Below are 17,287 nucleotides of genomic sequence, written 5' to 3' on the forward strand. Positions count from 1 at the left end.
ATGAGCCGCGATCTTAATCAGACTGTTTTCGTGGCCGGCCATCGAGGCATGGTCGGTTCCGCGATCGTTCGCCGCTTACAAAGTTTAGGTTACCGGTCTATTTTGACGGCGGCGCGCGACGAGCTTGACCTATTGGATCAGGCGGCGGTACAGGCCTATTTTTCGGCGCACCGGGTCGATCAGGTTTATTTGGCTGCTGCCAAAGTCGGAGGTATTCATGCCAATAATACCTTGCCGGCCGAATTTATCTACCAAAACCTGATGATCGAGGCGAATATCATCCATGCGGCCCATCTTAACGGCGTTCAGCGATTGTTGTTTTTGGGCTCGTCTTGTATTTACCCTAAGTTTGCCGAACAGCCAATGCAAGAGCAGGCTTTGTTGACGGGCGTTCTCGAGCCGACAAATGAACCGTATGCGATCGCCAAAATTGCCGGGATCAAATTATGCGAGAGCTATAACCGCCAATACGGGCGCGATTATCGTAGCGTGATGCCGACCAATCTCTACGGGCCGAACGATAACTTTCATCCCGAAAACAGCCATGTGATTCCGGCCTTGATCCGTCGGTTTCATCAGGCGGTTCAAGCCGGCGATGACGAAGTTGTGATTTGGGGCAGCGGGACGCCGAAGCGAGAATTTTTGCATGTCGACGACATGGCCGCCGCCAGTGTGCATGTGATGGAGTTGGATGCCGGCATTTACCAAGCGAATACGCAGCCGATGCTGTCGCATATCAATGTCGGTACCGGGGTGGATTGTACGATTCGGGAACTGGCCGAAACGCTCGCGAAGGTGACCGGATTCAAAGGTAAGTTGAGCTTCGATGCGACCAAACCGGACGGCACGCCGCGCAAGCTGATGGATGTGTCGCGGCTTAAAGCGTTAGGCTGGGAATATAGCATAGGCTTGGAAGAAGGCCTGACGGATGCTTATCGATGGTTCGTAAGTCATGCCGGTCAGGCAAGAAAGCACTGATGAAATCTCTATACCCGTCGTAGATCAAAATTCGGCGCCTGGGTGTCCCGCCAAAGGACGCCGTGAATAGGCTCTATGCCAGCTCCATGCTGGCAAAGCCTTTGTCGGACACCCAGTCGCCTACTCTAGCACTGCCGAAATTTGAAGTGCGAAAGGTATATATAGAGTTAAGCGATCCGGTATCCCATTGCGGCAATACCCCAATTCGATGAGCGATAGTTATAAGTGCTTTTAACTGTAACTAATGGGGTAGAAGGTATATAATCCGAAACTTTTAAATAGTTATTACTTAATTCTCACCGGAAAAAAGCATGGTTGGTAAGCTGGTTAAATTTATTGTAGGTAGTCGCAATGACCGACTGGTCAAAAAGAAAAGGAAGCTGGTCAAAAAAATTAACGCGCTTGCTTCCGATTATGAAAAATTATCCGATGGCGAGTTAAAGGCCAAGACGCAAGAGTTTCGTGATCGCCTCGATCAGGGCGAAAAGTTGGATAATTTGATCCCGGAGGCCTTTGCAACGGTAAGGGAAGCCTCCGCTCGGGTATTCGGCATGCGTCATTACGACGTGCAATTAATCGGCGGTATGGTTCTTAATGACGGCAAGATTGCCGAAATGAAGACCGGCGAGGGAAAAACCTTGATGGCGACCTTGGCGGCTTACCTTAATGCTTTGCCGGGACGCGGAGTGCATGTCGTCACGGTTAACGATTATCTGGCGGCTCGCGACGCGCAATGGATGGGGCGCGTATACGAGTTTTTAGGCCTGACGACCGGCGTTATCGTTAGTCGCATGGATAGCGCGGAGAGGCGAGTCGCTTACGCCGCCGATATCACCTACGGTACCAACAATGAGTTCGGCTTCGACTATTTGCGCGATAACATGGCTTTCAGCTTGGCGCAAAAAGTACAGAGAGATTTAGCATTTGCGATCGTCGATGAGGTGGATTCGATTTTAATCGACGAGGCGCGCACGCCATTGATTATTTCCGGACCGACCGAGGAAAGTACTGATATTTATATCAAAGCCAACGAGATCGTGCCTTTTTTAACCAAACAGGAAAAAGAAGATAGCCCTGGCGATTTCTTTGTCGACGAGAAAACCCGGCAGATTTATTTGACCGAGGAAGGTCATGAGCATGTTGAGCAATTGATGACCGAACATGGCTTGATGGTCGATGGGGGTAGCCTTTACGATGCGTCTAATATTCGGCTGATGCATTACCTCAATGCGTCGTTGCGTGCGCATCATTTGTTTCAAAAAGACGTCGATTATATTGTCGCGAACAATGAAGTCATGATCGTCGATGAATTTACCGGGCGCATTATGCAGGGACGGCGCTGGTCGGAAGGTTTGCATCAGGCCATCGAAGCCAAAGAGCGCGTGACGATACAAAATGAAAATCAAACGCTGGCCTCGATTACATTCCAAAATTATTTCCGCCTCTACGAAAAACTGTCCGGGATGACCGGTACGGCCGATACCGAAGCGTTCGAATTAAACAAGATTTACGGTCTTGAAGTAGTCGTCATTCCGACCCATCGGCCGATGATTCGTAAAGATATGGGCGATTTGGTCTATTTGACGGCTCGTGAAAAATACCAGGCCATTGCTCAAGACATCAAAAGTTGCGTCGAGCGTGGTCAGCCGGTTCTGGTCGGAACGACATCGATCGAAAACTCCGAGATCATTTCCGCATTACTTACCAAGGAAAATATTAAGCACGAAGTATTGAATGCCAAACAGCATGAACGCGAAGCGCATATTATCGAACAGGCCGGTATGCCGGGCGCGGTAACGATTGCAACCAATATGGCCGGGCGAGGTACCGATATCGTGTTGGGCGGTAATCTTGATGCTGAACTGGCGGCGCTAGGCGAGGAAGCCTCAGAAGAAGATCGGGAAAAAGTTCGCGGAGCATGGCTCGATCGTCATCAACAAGTCATTGCCAGCGGCGGCTTGCATGTAATCGGTTCCGAGCGTCACGAATCGCGGCGTATCGACAATCAGCTACGGGGACGCTCGGGGCGACAAGGCGATCCCGGTTCTACAAGATTCTACTTATCGCTCGAAGATCCGTTAATGCGTATTTTTGCCTCCGACCGCGTTGCAGGCTTGATGCAAAAACTGGGTATGGGCGAGGGCGAGGCGATCGAGCATCCTTGGGTCACTCGTTCGATTGAAAACGCTCAACGAAAAGTCGAAAGCCGGAATTTCGATATACGTAAACAAATTTTGGCTTACGATGATGTCGCTAACGATCAACGCAAAGTGATCTATGCACAGCGCAACGAGCTAATGGCTGCGGAAGACATTTCCGATATCATGAGCGAAATTCGCAAGGATGTGGTCAATAATGTCATTACGCAATATATTCCGCCGAAAACAATGGAAGAGCAGTGGGATACCAAAGGTCTGGAAGATCATTTATTGCAAGAGTTTAATGCCGGAATACCGGTCAGGCAAATGCTTAAGGATGACAAAAGACTTAACGAAGCCTCGTTGCGTGAGCGCATTGTGGAGTTGGTCGAGGAAAGCTATAAGGAAAAAGAACTCAAGATTGAGCCCAAAATATTACGGCATTTCGAAAAGTCCGTAATGTTGCAAGTCTTGGATAATAGTTGGAAAGAGCATTTGGCGGCGATGGATCACTTACGTCAAGGCATTCATTTTAGAGGCTATGCGCAAAAAGATCCGAAGCAAGAATACAAACGTGAATCCTTTGAGATGTTCACTAGTTTGCTGGATCACATCAAGTACGAAGTGATTGGTATCCTAGCCAAGGTCCAGGTGACTCAGGAAGAGGATGTTCAGGCGATAGATGAAATGAGACAAGCTCCCAAGGAAATGCATTACGAGCACGCCGAGGCGGAACCGATAGCAGCACCGGTCGAGGACTTGTCAGTTCCGATGGAGCCGGAAAAATCGGTCGAACAGCCGTTTGTTAGAAATGAGCGCAAGGTAGGGCGTAACGACCCTTGTCCATGCGGGTCAGGGAAAAAATATAAGCAATGCCATGGTCGGATTAGTTAAATTTTTAACTACGAGCGAGACTTTTTCAAGTAATGCGAATAAATATAACCGTTAGCGTTTTAATGCTGGCCAAATTTGCTTTGACTCGTGCAGGGCTTTTCTGCTTGGTAACCGGCGAGTCAATGCATAAGGGTGGGTTATGAATGGGTGCTGCCTAGATGTCTTCAGCTTTCCGTCCATGGTATTTGATACTCGCTTGTCTGAATATTGAATCCAATTACTGAATGCACGATTTTTCAAGCGGATTAAGGTTTAATTTAATCGACTTAAAGCACTTGTGTAATGAAAATAAACCGATATGATTGATATGTACGAACAATCCGAAGAGCCATCAAAAATGCCTAGCACTATTTTCAAAAAAAGTAAGCCGGCCGCAACGATAACTAAACTTCCAAGTTTGTCGTTGGATAAGGATCATTTGATTACCGATTTCAAGCGTTATTACGCTTATCGTTTAGGGCGGGACGAAAACTGTCGATCTCCGTATTACGCTTATGAAGCCTTGTCTTTAGTGATTAGCGACCGGCTCATCGAGCGTTGGAAAAATACCTACAATGCCTACCGGGATGCCGATTGCAGAAAAGCTTACTACCTATCGATGGAATTTTTGATGGGGCGAACCTTGAGCAATGCGATGCTCAATCTAGGCGTAACTGACGAAGCAACTCGTGCGATGTACGATCTCGGATTGGAAATCGAGGAATTAGCCGATAGCGAGCCGGATGCGGGTTTGGGTAACGGCGGTTTAGGCCGTTTGGCGGCCTGTTTTATCGATAGTTGCGCCACCTTGCAACTTCCGGTCATCGGTTACGGGTTGCGCTACGAATACGGTATGTTTAGCCAAGGTATACAAAACGGCGAGCAAATAGAAAGGCCAGATCATTGGTTGCGTAATGGCAATGTCTGGGAGATCGAGAGGCCGGAATACACGCATCGGATCAAATTCGGTGGGCGAACCGAAACGCATATCGACGAAAACGGCAACAAAAGGACTTGCTGGGTCGATACCAACGATATCCTCGCGGTTCCTTACGATACACCTATTCCCGGCTATAACAACGGTACCGTTAATACGCTTAGATTGTGGAAATCGACCGCGACTGAAGAGTTCAATCTGCAAGAATTCAATGCGGGCGGTTATGCCGAGGCGGTAGCGGCGAAAAATACCGCCGAAAACATCACGATGGTGCTCTATCCGAACGATGCGAACGAGAACGGCAAAGCATTGCGGCTTAAGCAGCAATATCTATTGGCGTCAGCGAGTTTGCAAGACGTTATTGCGAACTGGGTCGGACGCCATGGCAACAACTTTAGCGATTTCGCCGAGAAAAACTGTTTCCAATTGAATGATACGCATCCGAGCATCGCGGTGGCCGAATTGATGCGTTTATTAATGGATGTTCATGGTTTGACATGGGACGAAGCTTGGGGCATTACCACCCAAACGATGGCCTATACCAATCATACCTTGTTGCCGGAAGCGTTGGAGCGTTGGTCGGTCGGATTATTTGAATCGCTTTTGCCGAGATTGTTGGAAATTATTTACGACATCAATGCAAGGTTCATGGCTGAAGTTTCGACGCATTGGCCGGGTGATCTCGACAGAATGCGACGCATGTCGATCATCGAGGAAGGCGCGGAGAAGCAAGTGCGCATGGCTTATTTAGCCATCGTCGGCAGCTATTCGATTAACGGTGTCGCCGAATTGCACTCGAAGTTGTTACAAGAAGGGCTATTCAAGGATTTTTATGAATTATGGCCATCAAAGTTTAATAATAAGACTAATGGTGTGACTCCACGCCGCTGGTTGGCCGGTTGTAATCCTGCGCTAGCGGAACTAATCACAGCAACTATTGGTGACGCTTGGATAACCGATTTGTCGGAGTTACAAAAACTAAAGCCTTATGCCGAAGATGCCGCGTTTCGTGAAAAGTGGCTGGCTATTCAACGCCAAAACAAGCAACGCTTAATTGACTATAAAAAGAGCGAGCTCGGACTCGAGTTGTCCGCCGATGCCTTGTTCGATGTGCAGGTTAAGCGGATCCATGAGTACAAGCGACAGTTGCTAAATGTTTTGCATGTAATCCATTTGTACGACAGGATCAAGCGTGGTGATGCGCAAGATTGGGTCAATCGCTGCGTTTTGATAGGGGGCAAAGCGGCACCCGGTTATGTGATGGCTAAAAACATTATTAAATTTATCAATAATGTTTCCAACGTCATTAATTTCGACCCTGATGTCGGCAATAAATTGAAATTGGTTTTTTTGCCTAACTATAGGGTTTCCGCGATGGAGATTATTTGTACCGGAGCCGATTTGTCCGAACAAATTTCGACGGCCGGCAAGGAAGCTTCCGGAACCGGCAATATGAAGTTTATGATGAACGGAGCGATAACTATCGGTACCTTGGATGGTGCGAATATTGAAATTCTCGAAGAAGTCGGTGAGGACAATTTCTTTTTATTCGGCTTAACCGAGGATCAAGTCGAGGCAATGAAAGGGCATTACGACCCTAACGCAATTATTGAGCAGGATAATGACCTAAAAAGGGTCGTGAATCTGATTGAGTGCGGGCATTTCAATCTGATGGAGCCCGGTATATTCGACGATCTTGTTAATTCGATTAAAAGTCCTTACGATCCTTGGATGACCGTTGCCGATTTTCGCAGTTATGTCGATGCGCAAAATCGTGCCGAAAAGGCCTTCGTCGATACCGAGCGATGGACCAAAATGAGTATTCTCAATTGTGCTTCGAGCGGAAAGTTTTCGACCGATAGAACTATAGGCGATTATAACCGGGATATTTGGAAACTGACTCCTGTTCGGATTGATGAGTTATGACCTCGGTTTTCGGCCTAAGAACCATTGAACTTTTTTTAGATGTGGGATTCGATTGTCGAGTTACACCGTAAACCCAGCGACTAAGTTAGGATTTTGTGATAAATAACGTCCTCGAGCTATGCGATTTGTCGATGGTTCGGTACTCGATCGACAGGGCGCCGTGAACCCAGCACCTAAATTACCCAAGATAGTTAATCATGGCCAATGGTCTATGGAGTTTAGGTGCTGGGTGAATACTTCCATGTAGGCTTGATGGCTGCTCCCTGCCGCCGACACCTGTCGATCGAGTTACCGAGCCCTCCATAAAATAGGGAAGTTATTTGCGACTAAATCCTTTGGTGCTGGCTAAAGATAAGTTGGCTTGACTGTCGTTTTTGTTGCAAGGAAGTGTCGTTAATGTTTGATATCGTGCTCTATGAGCCTGAAATACCGGCGAATTCCGGTAATATCATTAGGTTGTGCGCCAATACCGGTGCGAGTTTGCATTTAATTGAGCCGTTGGGCTTTGATATGGATGACAAAAAACTGCGCCGGGCCGGTTTGGATTATCATGAATGGGCAAACGTCTGTGTTTACGGTTCGTTGGCCGATTTTGTAGATCAACGCAAACCGCCAAGATTGTTTGCGTTATCAACCAAGGGGTGCAAAGTCTATAGTGAGGTGGGCTTTGAGCCGAATGATGCGTTTTTGTTCGGACCGGAATCGCGCGGTCTTCCCGCCTCGGTTTTGGCATCGATGGAACGGGATAAATTACTGTATTTACCGATGCAGCCCGATAGTCGCAGTTTAAATTTATCCAATACCGTTTCGATTGTATTGTATGAAGCCTGGCGGCAACAGTCGTTTGTCGGAGCGTTAATCAAATAAGCGGGTCTGGCATGCGCTCCGTGCCGGCACAATAAAAATGATAGCGATGATTACTTTGAAAGAGCCCATTCAAAAAGCGCAATCAAAAGCAGTCGCGTTGCTTGTAGGCGCTGATGGATGAGCGGGTTTCGGGATTCTCCGGACGGATTCAAGTTTTAGACCCAATAAGCGGAAAGTGTGCAATTTACTCTTGTAAACTTGGATTAGGGAGTTGACAATCTTTTCACCATTCACCATTCACCATTCACCATTCACCATTCACCATTCCAAAATCATAGACCGCCGGCAGTGCATTTGTAAAAGGTTGGCTAGCTTTCGGCTTTTAATTCGCGGTCTAATAGGTTTTGCACGGCAGCCAACGGCGATAAGCTTTCATAGAGCACCTTATAGGTTTGTTCGGTAATCGGCATGTCGATGCCGTGTGTTTGTGCGAGTAAATAGGTTTCTTTTGCAGCCGATACGCCTTCGATTTCTTGGTCGATTTCTTCCCTGGCCGCGGCACGGTCTTTGTTTTGACCGAGCGCGAGTCCGAAACGCCGGTTTCTTGATTGGTTGTCGGTACAAGTTAAAATCAGGTCGCCGAGTCCGGCAAGGCCCATGAACGTTTCTTGTCGGCCGCCGAGTTCTAAGCCGAGCCTGATTATTTCATGGAGTCCCCTTGTAATGAGCGCGGCACGCGTGTTGGCGCCGAAATTCAGACCATCGGCAATTCCCGAGGCGATTGCCAATACGTTTTTAACCGCGCCGCCGGTTTGCACGCCGATCATGTCGGTGCTGGTGTAAGTGCGGAACCGTGCGCTGTGGAAAATTCGGGTTAATTGATCGGCAAAGCCTGTATGATTTGATGCGATCGTAATTGCGGTCGGTAAATCGGCAGCGACCTCTCGTGCGAAAGTCGGGCCCGATAAAACGGCGGCCGGAGTTTCTTTGGCAAAGATGTTTTCGACCGAATAATGTAACAAATACCCGTCGTTTGGCGCGAAGCCTTTGGTAGCCCAGGCGATTTGTACCTGATGGCCGGTAAATCGACGTAGTTTGATCAGCGTGTTTTTAAATGCATGACTAGGAACGGCAATAAGGATTAAGTCGCTGAATGCCGCGGCTTCGGCAAGTTCCGAGCAGGTTTCAAGCGTGTTGGGAAAAACAAAACCGGGCAAGTAACGCTGATTGGTTCTGTTTTGTTGAAGTGTTTTAATATGAGCTGGGTCGTGCCCCCACAGCAGCGTATGGTAGCCGTTTCGGGCTGCTTGTATCGCCAAAGCGGTGCCCCATGAGCCGGCACCAAGTACGCTGATAGTTGAGGTCATGAGTCCTTAGTTGACTTTATTTGAGCCGGGAGCTTGTTGTTTAATTTGTTGTAGGTGCTGAGCATAGAGTGCATCGAAATTGACAGGGGCCAGTAGCAACTGAGGAAAACCGCCTTTGGCTACTAGATCCGAAACAGCTTCGCGTGCATAAGGGAACAATATATTAGGGCAGAAGCTGCCGACCATCGGGCCCATTTCTTCTTCGCTAAATCCCTTCAAGGCATAAATACCGGCTTGGCAGACTTCAACCAAATAGGCGGTTGATTCGCCGCATTTTACCGTTACAGTTACGGATAAGGAAACTTCATACATATCGTTTTCCAAGGTTTGCACGTTAGTGCCGAGATTGAAATCGACTTTCGGTTCCCATTTTTCGGTAAAAATCTTCGGCGAATTCGGTGTTTCGAACGAGATGTCCTTGGTATAAATCTTTTGAATCGAGAAATGCTTTTCTGCGGGCTTGTTTTCTTCGGCCATGGGTTTAAGTCCTGTTTTTGGAATAAAAAAATTCTAACTTCATGTTGTAAAAAGCTGGGAAAATCAGTTTTTGTTTTTGCTGGCGATTTTAATAGGGAGTTTGTTTTCCTCCCAAGATTGCATGCCGCCGATGATGTTGTAAACGTCGGAAAAGCCGGCTTTAGTTAAGGTTTTGCACGCAGGGACGGAGCGCGTTCCCGTTTGACAAACAACGATGACCGGGTGGTCTGTGTGGTGAGCGAGTTCGCCAAGTTGGCTTTCCAGTTTACCGAGCGGCACGTTGACGGCATTTTCGATAGCGCCCTTAATAAATTCATGCGGCTCGCGAACGTCGATGATGATCGCGTCGCTGGCATTCATTTTTACGACTGCCAATAAAGGGGAGAGTGCTTTGAATTTATTGAACATGCTCTCAAATAAATCTTGAATCAGCAGGAAGGTGACGACCGCTAGTGCCAGCGACAATAAATAATGATTTAAGATGAACTCTATTAAACGATCCATTGGTGATTGGTAAGGTAATAAGATTAGAAATTAAGGTGAAGGAAAAACGGTTGAGTTAGCAAGTGGTACAAAACACGTCACGCATCATTTTAATGAGTTTCAGCATGCGTTCGTCGTCGATGTAATAAAAAACCCGGTTGGCTTCTTTTTTTGAGCCTAAAATGCCTTTTTCTCTTAGAATCGACAAATGTTGAGAGATGTTGCTTTGGCTGGTTCCGACTTGCTCGACTATGTCCTGAACGTTAATGGATTCGCTGCCGAGGACGCAGAGTATTTTCAAACGAAGGGGGTGGGACATGGCTTTCAGACAGCGGGCTGCCCGGTCAATTTCCGCGTCGTTGTTGATTAGATGATCTTCGTCATGATCCATGGAGTATCGATTCTTAAAAAATCAGGCAGTGGGGTCTCAGGGTATCGTGAATCATATTTCGGCCGGTTATCGTGTTGGGTTTTGCAGCAATGCTTTTTTGATCGAAAGCAAGGTGATAAAACAGGCGTTAAGGAATATGCACAAAGTAACTTATACAAGTAGTAAGCTTTGTGGCGGTTTGGTGACTCGCTTGACAGGACGCTGTGAATACGTCCATGTAGGCTTGACGGCGGCTATCCCTGCCGCCGACACCTGTCCATCGAGCCACCAAACCCCCTCCAACAGTTGTCTAAGTTATTTCATGCTCGTTCCTAAGCTAGGCAATATGACTGTTTTTACAGAGCTGCCACTCCTCTTGCCTACATTCATGCAAGCAAGGCCGCTATCGGACAAAAGAGCGCGTCAGCCTACCAGCAAATGTGACCGCACGAAGTATATTTATACACAACAATCGCTAACGTGTATTACTATAATATAGTGATAAACCGGATCTAGCTATTAACCGTGAAATTAAAATAGCCGGTAAATCTAACAAAATGAGCTGAGCTTTTCAATCATTTTGACCGATTAAGACAAACACGCCATAAGAAACGGGCATGGAACAAGTTACGCAACCGACGCCATGATTTTAGTTCGTATTCAATGGGCGCAAACAGACGTTAAGCTAAGGCTAAGCTATGTATCTGTTTGAAAAAGATCAAAAATATCTATCGATTGCGAGAGTTATAAAATACACGTTCCTTGGTCTTTTGTGACCGAATGTGACTCATTCTACTTCAATTTATCCAATGAGCTGAAAGAAAGATGTTATTGAGGCGTAAATCGATCGATTCTTTTGTTTTCTGTTGGTTACGGCCAAAAGGTTGGGAGCGAAAATTGTTATTGCACAGATCAATGTCTTCTTAAGGGATTGGTTGCGTAAAGAAGAATATCCGATGGCGTTATTGAAATGTTTGGGAAGTGTAGTAGGCTTTAGTGCTGGTTCGTTGGGTAATATAAGAGCCGAAGTTGTGGGTGCCGTTTGCATCTGCTCTGCATCGCAGGATTTGTTTAGAATGAATAAAGCTTTACAGCTGTTGCCAGAGGGTGATTACTCATCCGGTTTGGTTTTGTCAAAGTTAACGAGTACTGGCATGCTGCAGTCGTTTGACATGACGGAAAGATCCTCATTTTTGCAGAGGCTTGAAGGGCTTTATGAATAAAATTTTCGTCGGCTTTATTTGCTTGGCGCTGAGCGGTTTATCTGATCAGATTGTAGCGGAAGAAAAAAATCGGGACTTGGTTAAAATTCAAGCCGAAATCGATGCAGTCAATCGAAATATAAAGCGTATTGAAAAAGAGCAAGGCGCGTTGTTGACTCAGTTGGCGGAAATTGAAAAATATTATGGCAAGACCGTCGCAACCCTGAAACAATTGCAAGGCCAAATCGATAGCAAGCAACGAAAAATTAAAGATTTGCGCGAAAAAACGCGTTTATTGCAACTTGAAATTGCTGAGCAAAATGAAGGGCTAAGGCATCAAGTTAAGGCCGCGTACGCGATGGGCCGTAAAGAAAAGTTGAAGTTGATGCTTAACCAGGAAGATCCGGCTTTATCCAGTCGTATTATGGTTTATTATGAATATCTAAATAAAGCCCGGCTGGAGAAATTGGCAAGAATCGGGCAAGCAGTCATGGATATCAACGAGCTGGAACGAGAAAATCTGAAGGAAAGTCAATTACTCGAGCAGACCTTGCAGCTAAAAAAAACCGAGCAAGAGGCTTTGGACAGAAGCCGGTTGCAAAGAAAAGAGTTGCTAACTCGTCTGGAAAAAGATTATTCCTCCAGTAAGCTTCGTTTGAGTCAATTGCGGGAAGGTGAGGCTCGATTACAAAATTTGGTTAATGGCTTACAACAAGCGGCGATTAAACAGCCGTTTGAACCGGAACCGGGAAAACCGGTCATAAAGCAGCAAGAGCTGGTCGATTGGCCTGTTAAGCCTTTCGCATCCTCGCAAGGAGACTTGCCTTGGCCTGTTAAAGGTCAATTAGTGAAAAAATTCGGTAGCCCTAGGTTGGGAAGTCGCTGGGACGGAGTTTTGATCGGTGCGGGCGAAGGTACGGAAATAAGAGCGGTTTCCGCTGGCAAGATAGTATTCGCCGATTGGTTAAGAGGTTATGGTTTGTTGACGATCATTGATCACGGTAATGGTTATATGACGCTCTATGCGTTCAATCAAAGCCTTTATAAATCGGTCGGCGACCGAGTCGCACCAGGCGATGTAATTGCCTCGGTCGGTAAAAGCGGTGGTAGAAGCAAGGCAGGTCTGTATTTTGGTATACGCAAGAATGGCAAGCCCGTCGATCCGGTTCGGTGGTGCCGTAAAATAGATCAGGATCGCACAGGATAAATGTTTTATTTAAATCGGAAATCAGAAGTTTGGAGTTTTTAGGGCTATGCAGAAAAAAAGTTTATGGGTTTTGATTCTGGGAATGTTCCTGGGCATTTTTATCAGCGTTGGCGGTAATGTCCTTGCTGAGCGAGGTAGTCGATCGCCGGAGACCGAGGTGCTGCCTTTCGAGGACCTTCGGACCTTTACCGAAATCTTTGGGCGCATCAAGCGCGATTATGTCGAGCCGGTAACTGACAAACAGTTGCTCGAACATGCAATTCGCGGCATGTTGATCGGGCTCGATCCGCATTCGGATTACCTTACCGGCGATCAGTACAAGGAGCTTCAAGAAGGTACAACGGGACAATTCGGCGGTTTGGGCATTGAAGTCACGATGGAAAACGGTTTTGTCAAAGTCGTATCGCCGATTGATGATACGCCGGCTCAACGAGCCGGAGTGCGGGCCGGAGATTTGGTTGTCCGCTTAGACGATCAACCGGTTAAAGGGATGTCTCTGGGTGATGCCGTAAAATTGATGCGAGGTGATCCGGGTAGCAGAATAGTATTGACCATTATGCGCGAAGGCGAGGAAGCGCCTTTGAAAATTGAGATCACTCGGGACATTATCAAGGTTAAAAGTGTAAGAAGCCGACTTCTCGAAAAAGATTACGGCTATCTTAGAATTAGTAGCTTTCAATCTAAGACCGGAGAAGGTTTACGCAAGGCCATTGCTGAGTTGGAAAAGGAAAACGCCGGTAAATTGAAAGGGTTGGTGTTAGATTTGCGCAATAACCCCGGTGGAGTCCTGAATGCAGCCGTTGACGTCAGCGATGCTTTTCTTGATAAAGGCCTTATCGTATACACCGAAGGACGTATTGAAAATTCCGAGATGCGCTTTAATGCCTCTCCGGACGATGTGCTCGATGGCGCGCCTATTGTGGTATTGATCAATGCGGGATCCGCTTCGGCATCTGAAATCGTAGCCGGTGCTTTACAGGATCACCGGCGAGCGGTAATTATGGGCGAGAAATCGTTCGGTAAAGGTTCGGTACAAACTGTTCTGCCAACCAGCGGCGGAGCGGCAGTCAAGTTGACTACCGCGCGTTATTTTACTCCTTCAGGACGCTCTATTCAGGCCGAAGGCATCGAACCGGATATACAATTAGACCGCTTTAAACTGGAGTCCGTCGAGGGACCTGACTTTAAGCCGGTTAAAGAAGCCGATTTGTCGCGCCATTTAACTAATGGTAACCGGTCTAAAAAGAAACCGGAGACAAAGGATACAGAGCAAGATCAAGAGAAAAGCAAATTGGAAATTACCGATTATCCGCTTCATGAAGCTTTGATGCTGCTGAAAGGGATCGCAATTTTGCGGAATTAACGTTTCGATCGGCGCATGAGACCCCGGCATTTCATCGGTTTATTAATCTTTGGAATGTCGGGGTTTTTTATTGTCTGGCATCCGGCCGCAGCAGAGTTAAATGAACGTTCGCGCATCGCCATCATTATCGACGACATGGGCAATAGTCTCGAAATCGGTGCTGCCGCAATCGAATTGCCCGGTAATATCACATATTCGTTTTTGCCGTTTGCTTTGCATTCCAAGCGTTTGGCATTAATGGCATCACGTCACGGTAAGGAAATTATGTTACATGCGCCAATGCAGGCACTAAGCGAAAAACCTGTGGGGGCCGGCGGGCTAACCGTATCGTTGGATCGCAATGAAGTTGTGTTTCGGTTTTCGGCGCAATTGGCGGCTGTTCCGGGTATTTCGGGGGTCAATAATCACATGGGCAGCGCCCTGACGCGTGATTCGGTAACAATGGGCTGGCTTATGGAGGTCTTAGCGAGCAAGCCCGATGCTTTGTATTTTGTCGACAGCGTGACGACCGATCAGTCGGTAGCCAAAAAAGTGGCGGATGCTCATCGAGTCCCTGCTTTGAGTCGGGATGTTTTTTTGGATCATGTGAATTCTGAAGCAAAGATCCGCGAGCAGTTCGAGTTGCTTATTTCGATCGCTAAACGGCGCGGTTATGCCGTGGCAATTGGGCATCCGAGAGTGAACACATTAAAGATTTTACGGGAAAAATTGTCGGACTTGGAGCGAATCGGAGTCGAACTAGTGCCAGTTTCGGTGTTATTGCCGCAATACCCCATTCCTCGGACATTTCCGGTTAAACAGCGCAAATTGCCTGTTCAAATAGCCGAGCAAAAAACGATTGAACCCTTGAAAACAAGACAACAGAAGTCGATACGGATTAGATCAATACCTTTAAAGCCAAGCGTTCAAACCGTAAGTGAAAAATTGCGGGTCCGAGAGTTTGATTTATTCTAATGATTATGGGTTTTGCAATAAATGATTTCCTGACGCTAGGGACTTTGTCGAGGCTTGTCGGCAAAATTGCCAGTACTCGGCGCGGCCTAACGGGCATCCGGGATGTGCTATAAGCTTTATCAAATTGACTGAATGCACTAAGCAATCATATATCGTATTGATATAATTATTGTTTTAATTCGTTCGTCCTGGGCAACCCCTCATCTCTCCTTATAAGTTCAACGCCGAAATGCGATATGTGAAAATGGTCGTTGGTAATCAAAATAAGGTATTTGGCACAAAATTGGGGCATGTAAAATGGAGCTAAAGCGACGATTTTAGATACCATAAAGCCAAAATGCTCGGTTACTGCTAACTTCCATAGGGTGTCATCAACTGGTAAAAAAATACTGGCATTATCTTTGCTGTCTCTATTGATAATAACCGGTGTAGTTGATTCGCGGAGCATCGGTTTACAGTCTAATTAATGGGTTAGGAGATTGATAACGATGAGGCTTGGGCATTCATGCGGCAAATGAAACTGGGCGTTTTTTTACCAACGGGCAATAGTCATTTGTCGAATAGGCGACGACAGGGGCGGGGTGTCTGCGGTTGGGATCTTTCAGATTGCCAGCGTGTTGCGGTAAAGGCCGAGCAAGCTAAATTTGATGCAGTCTTTATGCGTTCCGATGAGTCATTGTTCTGTCATTCTCAGGATGATGAATCGGTAAAGTTATTGATTTCGTTGGCACATGTTACCAATCGGATCGGTTTGGTGGCGCCGGCATGTTGCGACTACTCTGATCCTTATGGCTTGGCAGGTTCTTTTTCCTCCCTCGCTCATATCAGTCGAGGGCGGGCCGGTTGGAATCCCGGGACGGAAAATAATAATGATCGAAATATTCTTACGGAGCGAACTCGCGATTATATCGACTTAGTAACTTCTTTGTGGGCAATGTGGGAAGTTGAAGATGGAAGTAATGATTTACTTGGGGTTGTCGATAAAAGCAACAAGTTGGATGCGGCAGGCATGGAACGAACCGCTTATGATCAACCGGTACTGGTTCAAAATATCTTATCCGACAGGGATATTGAATTGGCGGCGCGGAGTGCTGAAGTGGTTTTGGTTCGACAGAATAATGAACAACAGGCAAGGCTGTTTTATTCCAAGTTAAAAGAAAAAGCGCTTGATTTCGGTAAGTGTCCTTCGCAGCTAAAAGTTGTGTCGTGTGTGGTACCTGTTGTTGCCGAGACAACCGAGGCTGCTCATGAAAAATATCATTTACTCAAGGAGTCACGACAATCGGAGAAAAGATTAGAGTCGTTTAATTCCGAACTCGACAGGGAAAGGACTACAGAATCTAGACTGCAACAAGTATTACCGGAATGGTTCAATCATAACGGTTTCCGGAATGCCTCTATAGAACCGATTAGAGAGTTGATGGAAGTCGAGTCGGTGCTATTTCGAAGGCTTAATGATTGCGATCATCGAGTCGTAATCGGCACAGCAACGCAAGTTGCCGATCAGCTAGAGGATTGGTTTATAGGCGAAGCCGCTGACGGATTTGCTATCATACCGCCATATTTCCCCGGAGGATTTGACGATTTTGTAGATCTAGTCGTTCCAGAATTGAAATTTCGAAACTTATTCCGTGCCGAATACGAGGGAGCGACACTACGCGATCATTTGGGGTTGTCACGGCCGGTCAATGAGTTAGCAAAACAAATGATTCAATTTTCGTTATCTTACTCCTTTTCATACTGAAAAATCGTCGGCTTTGTTGATGGCAGCAATTCCCAATTTGGGGACCAAAAAGGGTGTGGGGTGTGCTTGGCGAGGATGTCGGCAGCAGGGGCAGATTTTTGCTCCTGCAAAATCTGCATTCACACCATCCTGGGCGCTTAGCTGCCGCCAAGCCCCCATGGATGGGTTTACGGCGTTCCTCGACAGGCATACCCCACACCCTAAGATCGGCGAAAATGCTCAAACTGGGAATTGCTGTTGTTGATGTGCCGTATATATACCTTTCGCACTTCAAATTTCGGCGATGCTTAAAGAGGCGCCGGGGTGATCGGTAAAGGCTTTGCCAGCATGGATGCTGGCATAGAGCCGACATGGATGTATTCACGGCGTCCTTTGACGGGCTCCCGGTGCCGAATTTGATCTACGATGGGTATAACAGTCGAGGGGCTCCGATCGCCCTGTGCCGAAATTTGACTAGCAAA

15 protein-coding genes are annotated in these 17,287 nt (G+C 46.9%); 9 read left to right on the forward strand and 6 right to left on the reverse strand.

Annotated elements, in window-relative coordinates; translation table 11 throughout:
- From fcl to trmL, 4 genes are all read left to right on the forward strand, one after another.
- On the forward strand, positions 1-978 hold the full coding sequence (gene fcl / locus EQU24_RS02635; protein ID WP_017840985.1) for a GDP-L-fucose synthase: 978 nt from the start codon (positions 1-3) through the stop codon (positions 976-978).
- Positions 979-1,289: 311 nt separating this feature from the next.
- Positions 1,290-4,010: a preprotein translocase subunit SecA gene (gene secA, locus EQU24_RS02640; RefSeq protein WP_017840984.1), complete on the forward strand. Its 2,721-nt coding sequence runs from the start codon at positions 1,290-1,292 to the stop codon at positions 4,008-4,010.
- A gap of 337 nt (positions 4,011-4,347) precedes the next feature.
- A complete protein-coding gene (locus tag EQU24_RS02645) occupies positions 4,348-6,852 on the forward strand; it encodes a glycogen/starch/alpha-glucan phosphorylase (RefSeq protein ID WP_026130204.1) in 2,505 nt (834 codons plus the stop codon).
- Between the two features lie 396 nt (positions 6,853-7,248).
- Positions 7,249-7,719 (forward strand): tRNA (uridine(34)/cytosine(34)/5-carboxymethylaminomethyluridine(34)-2'-O)-methyltransferase TrmL, encoded by a 471-nt coding sequence (gene trmL / locus EQU24_RS02650; RefSeq protein WP_017840982.1) that lies wholly within the window; start codon positions 7,249-7,251, stop codon positions 7,717-7,719.
- Between the two features lie 308 nt (positions 7,720-8,027).
- On the opposite strand, the gene EQU24_RS02655 is transcribed toward trmL, so the two are convergent.
- The 4 genes from EQU24_RS02655 to EQU24_RS02670 form a co-directional block, all read right to left on the reverse strand.
- The gene (locus EQU24_RS02655) at positions 8,028-9,026 is read right to left on the reverse strand and encodes an NAD(P)H-dependent glycerol-3-phosphate dehydrogenase (protein ID WP_017840981.1); all 999 of its coding nucleotides are present in this window, start codon (positions 9,024-9,026) and stop codon (positions 8,028-8,030) included.
- A 6-nt stretch (positions 9,027-9,032) separates the two neighbouring features.
- The gene (secB, locus tag EQU24_RS02660; protein ID WP_017840980.1) at positions 9,033-9,503 is read right to left on the reverse strand and encodes a protein-export chaperone SecB; all 471 of its coding nucleotides are present in this window, start codon (positions 9,501-9,503) and stop codon (positions 9,033-9,035) included.
- A gap of 63 nt (positions 9,504-9,566) precedes the next feature.
- Complete coding sequence (locus EQU24_RS02665; protein ID WP_017840979.1) at positions 9,567-10,007, reverse strand: rhodanese-like domain-containing protein; 441 nt, start codon at positions 10,005-10,007, stop codon at positions 9,567-9,569.
- A gap of 55 nt (positions 10,008-10,062) precedes the next feature.
- Entirely contained in the window at positions 10,063-10,377 is a 315-nt protein-coding gene (locus tag EQU24_RS02670; protein WP_014146945.1) for an ArsR/SmtB family transcription factor, read from the reverse strand.
- Between the two features lie 845 nt (positions 10,378-11,222).
- Between EQU24_RS02670 and EQU24_RS02675 the strand changes: the two genes are divergently transcribed.
- The 4 genes from EQU24_RS02675 to EQU24_RS02690 are packed head-to-tail and all read left to right on the forward strand — an operon-like array spanning position 11,223 to position 15,082.
- Positions 11,223-11,579 carry a hypothetical protein gene (locus tag EQU24_RS02675; protein ID WP_017840978.1) on the forward strand — a complete coding sequence of 119 codons (357 nt, stop codon included), beginning with the start codon at positions 11,223-11,225 and terminating at the stop codon, positions 11,577-11,579.
- On the forward strand, positions 11,572-12,765 hold the full coding sequence (locus EQU24_RS02680) for a murein hydrolase activator EnvC family protein (protein ID WP_017840977.1): 1,194 nt from the start codon (positions 11,572-11,574) through the stop codon (positions 12,763-12,765). The genes EQU24_RS02675 and EQU24_RS02680 overlap by 8 nt, the downstream gene beginning before the upstream one ends.
- 46 nt (positions 12,766-12,811) lie before the next feature.
- On the forward strand, positions 12,812-14,128 hold the full coding sequence (locus tag EQU24_RS02685) for a S41 family peptidase (protein WP_017840976.1): 1,317 nt from the start codon (positions 12,812-12,814) through the stop codon (positions 14,126-14,128).
- A gap of 15 nt (positions 14,129-14,143) precedes the next feature.
- Positions 14,144-15,082: a divergent polysaccharide deacetylase family protein gene (locus EQU24_RS02690; RefSeq protein WP_017840975.1), complete on the forward strand. Its 939-nt coding sequence runs from the start codon at positions 14,144-14,146 to the stop codon at positions 15,080-15,082.
- Positions 15,083-15,248: 166 nt separating this feature from the next.
- Here EQU24_RS02690 and EQU24_RS02695 read toward each other — a convergent pair whose 3' ends face one another.
- The gene (locus EQU24_RS02695; protein ID WP_017840974.1) at positions 15,249-15,530 is read right to left on the reverse strand and encodes a hypothetical protein; all 282 of its coding nucleotides are present in this window, start codon (positions 15,528-15,530) and stop codon (positions 15,249-15,251) included.
- Positions 15,531-15,596: 66 nt separating this feature from the next.
- On the opposite strand from EQU24_RS02695, the gene EQU24_RS02700 reads away from it, so the two are divergent.
- Positions 15,597-16,826, forward strand: a complete 1,230-nt coding sequence (locus tag EQU24_RS02700; RefSeq protein WP_175421655.1) for an LLM class flavin-dependent oxidoreductase — start codon at positions 15,597-15,599, stop codon at positions 16,824-16,826.
- Here the strand turns inward: EQU24_RS02700 and EQU24_RS22220 are convergent.
- The gene (locus tag EQU24_RS22220) at positions 16,808-16,945 is read right to left on the reverse strand and encodes a hypothetical protein (RefSeq protein ID WP_175421641.1); all 138 of its coding nucleotides are present in this window, start codon (positions 16,943-16,945) and stop codon (positions 16,808-16,810) included. The genes EQU24_RS02700 and EQU24_RS22220 overlap by 19 nt on opposite strands.
- Positions 16,946-17,287: the final 342 nt, after the last annotated feature.

It is taken from the genome of Methylotuvimicrobium buryatense, assembly GCF_005931095.1.
Taxonomy (GTDB): Bacteria; Pseudomonadota; Gammaproteobacteria; order Methylococcales; family Methylomonadaceae; genus Methylotuvimicrobium; species Methylotuvimicrobium buryatense.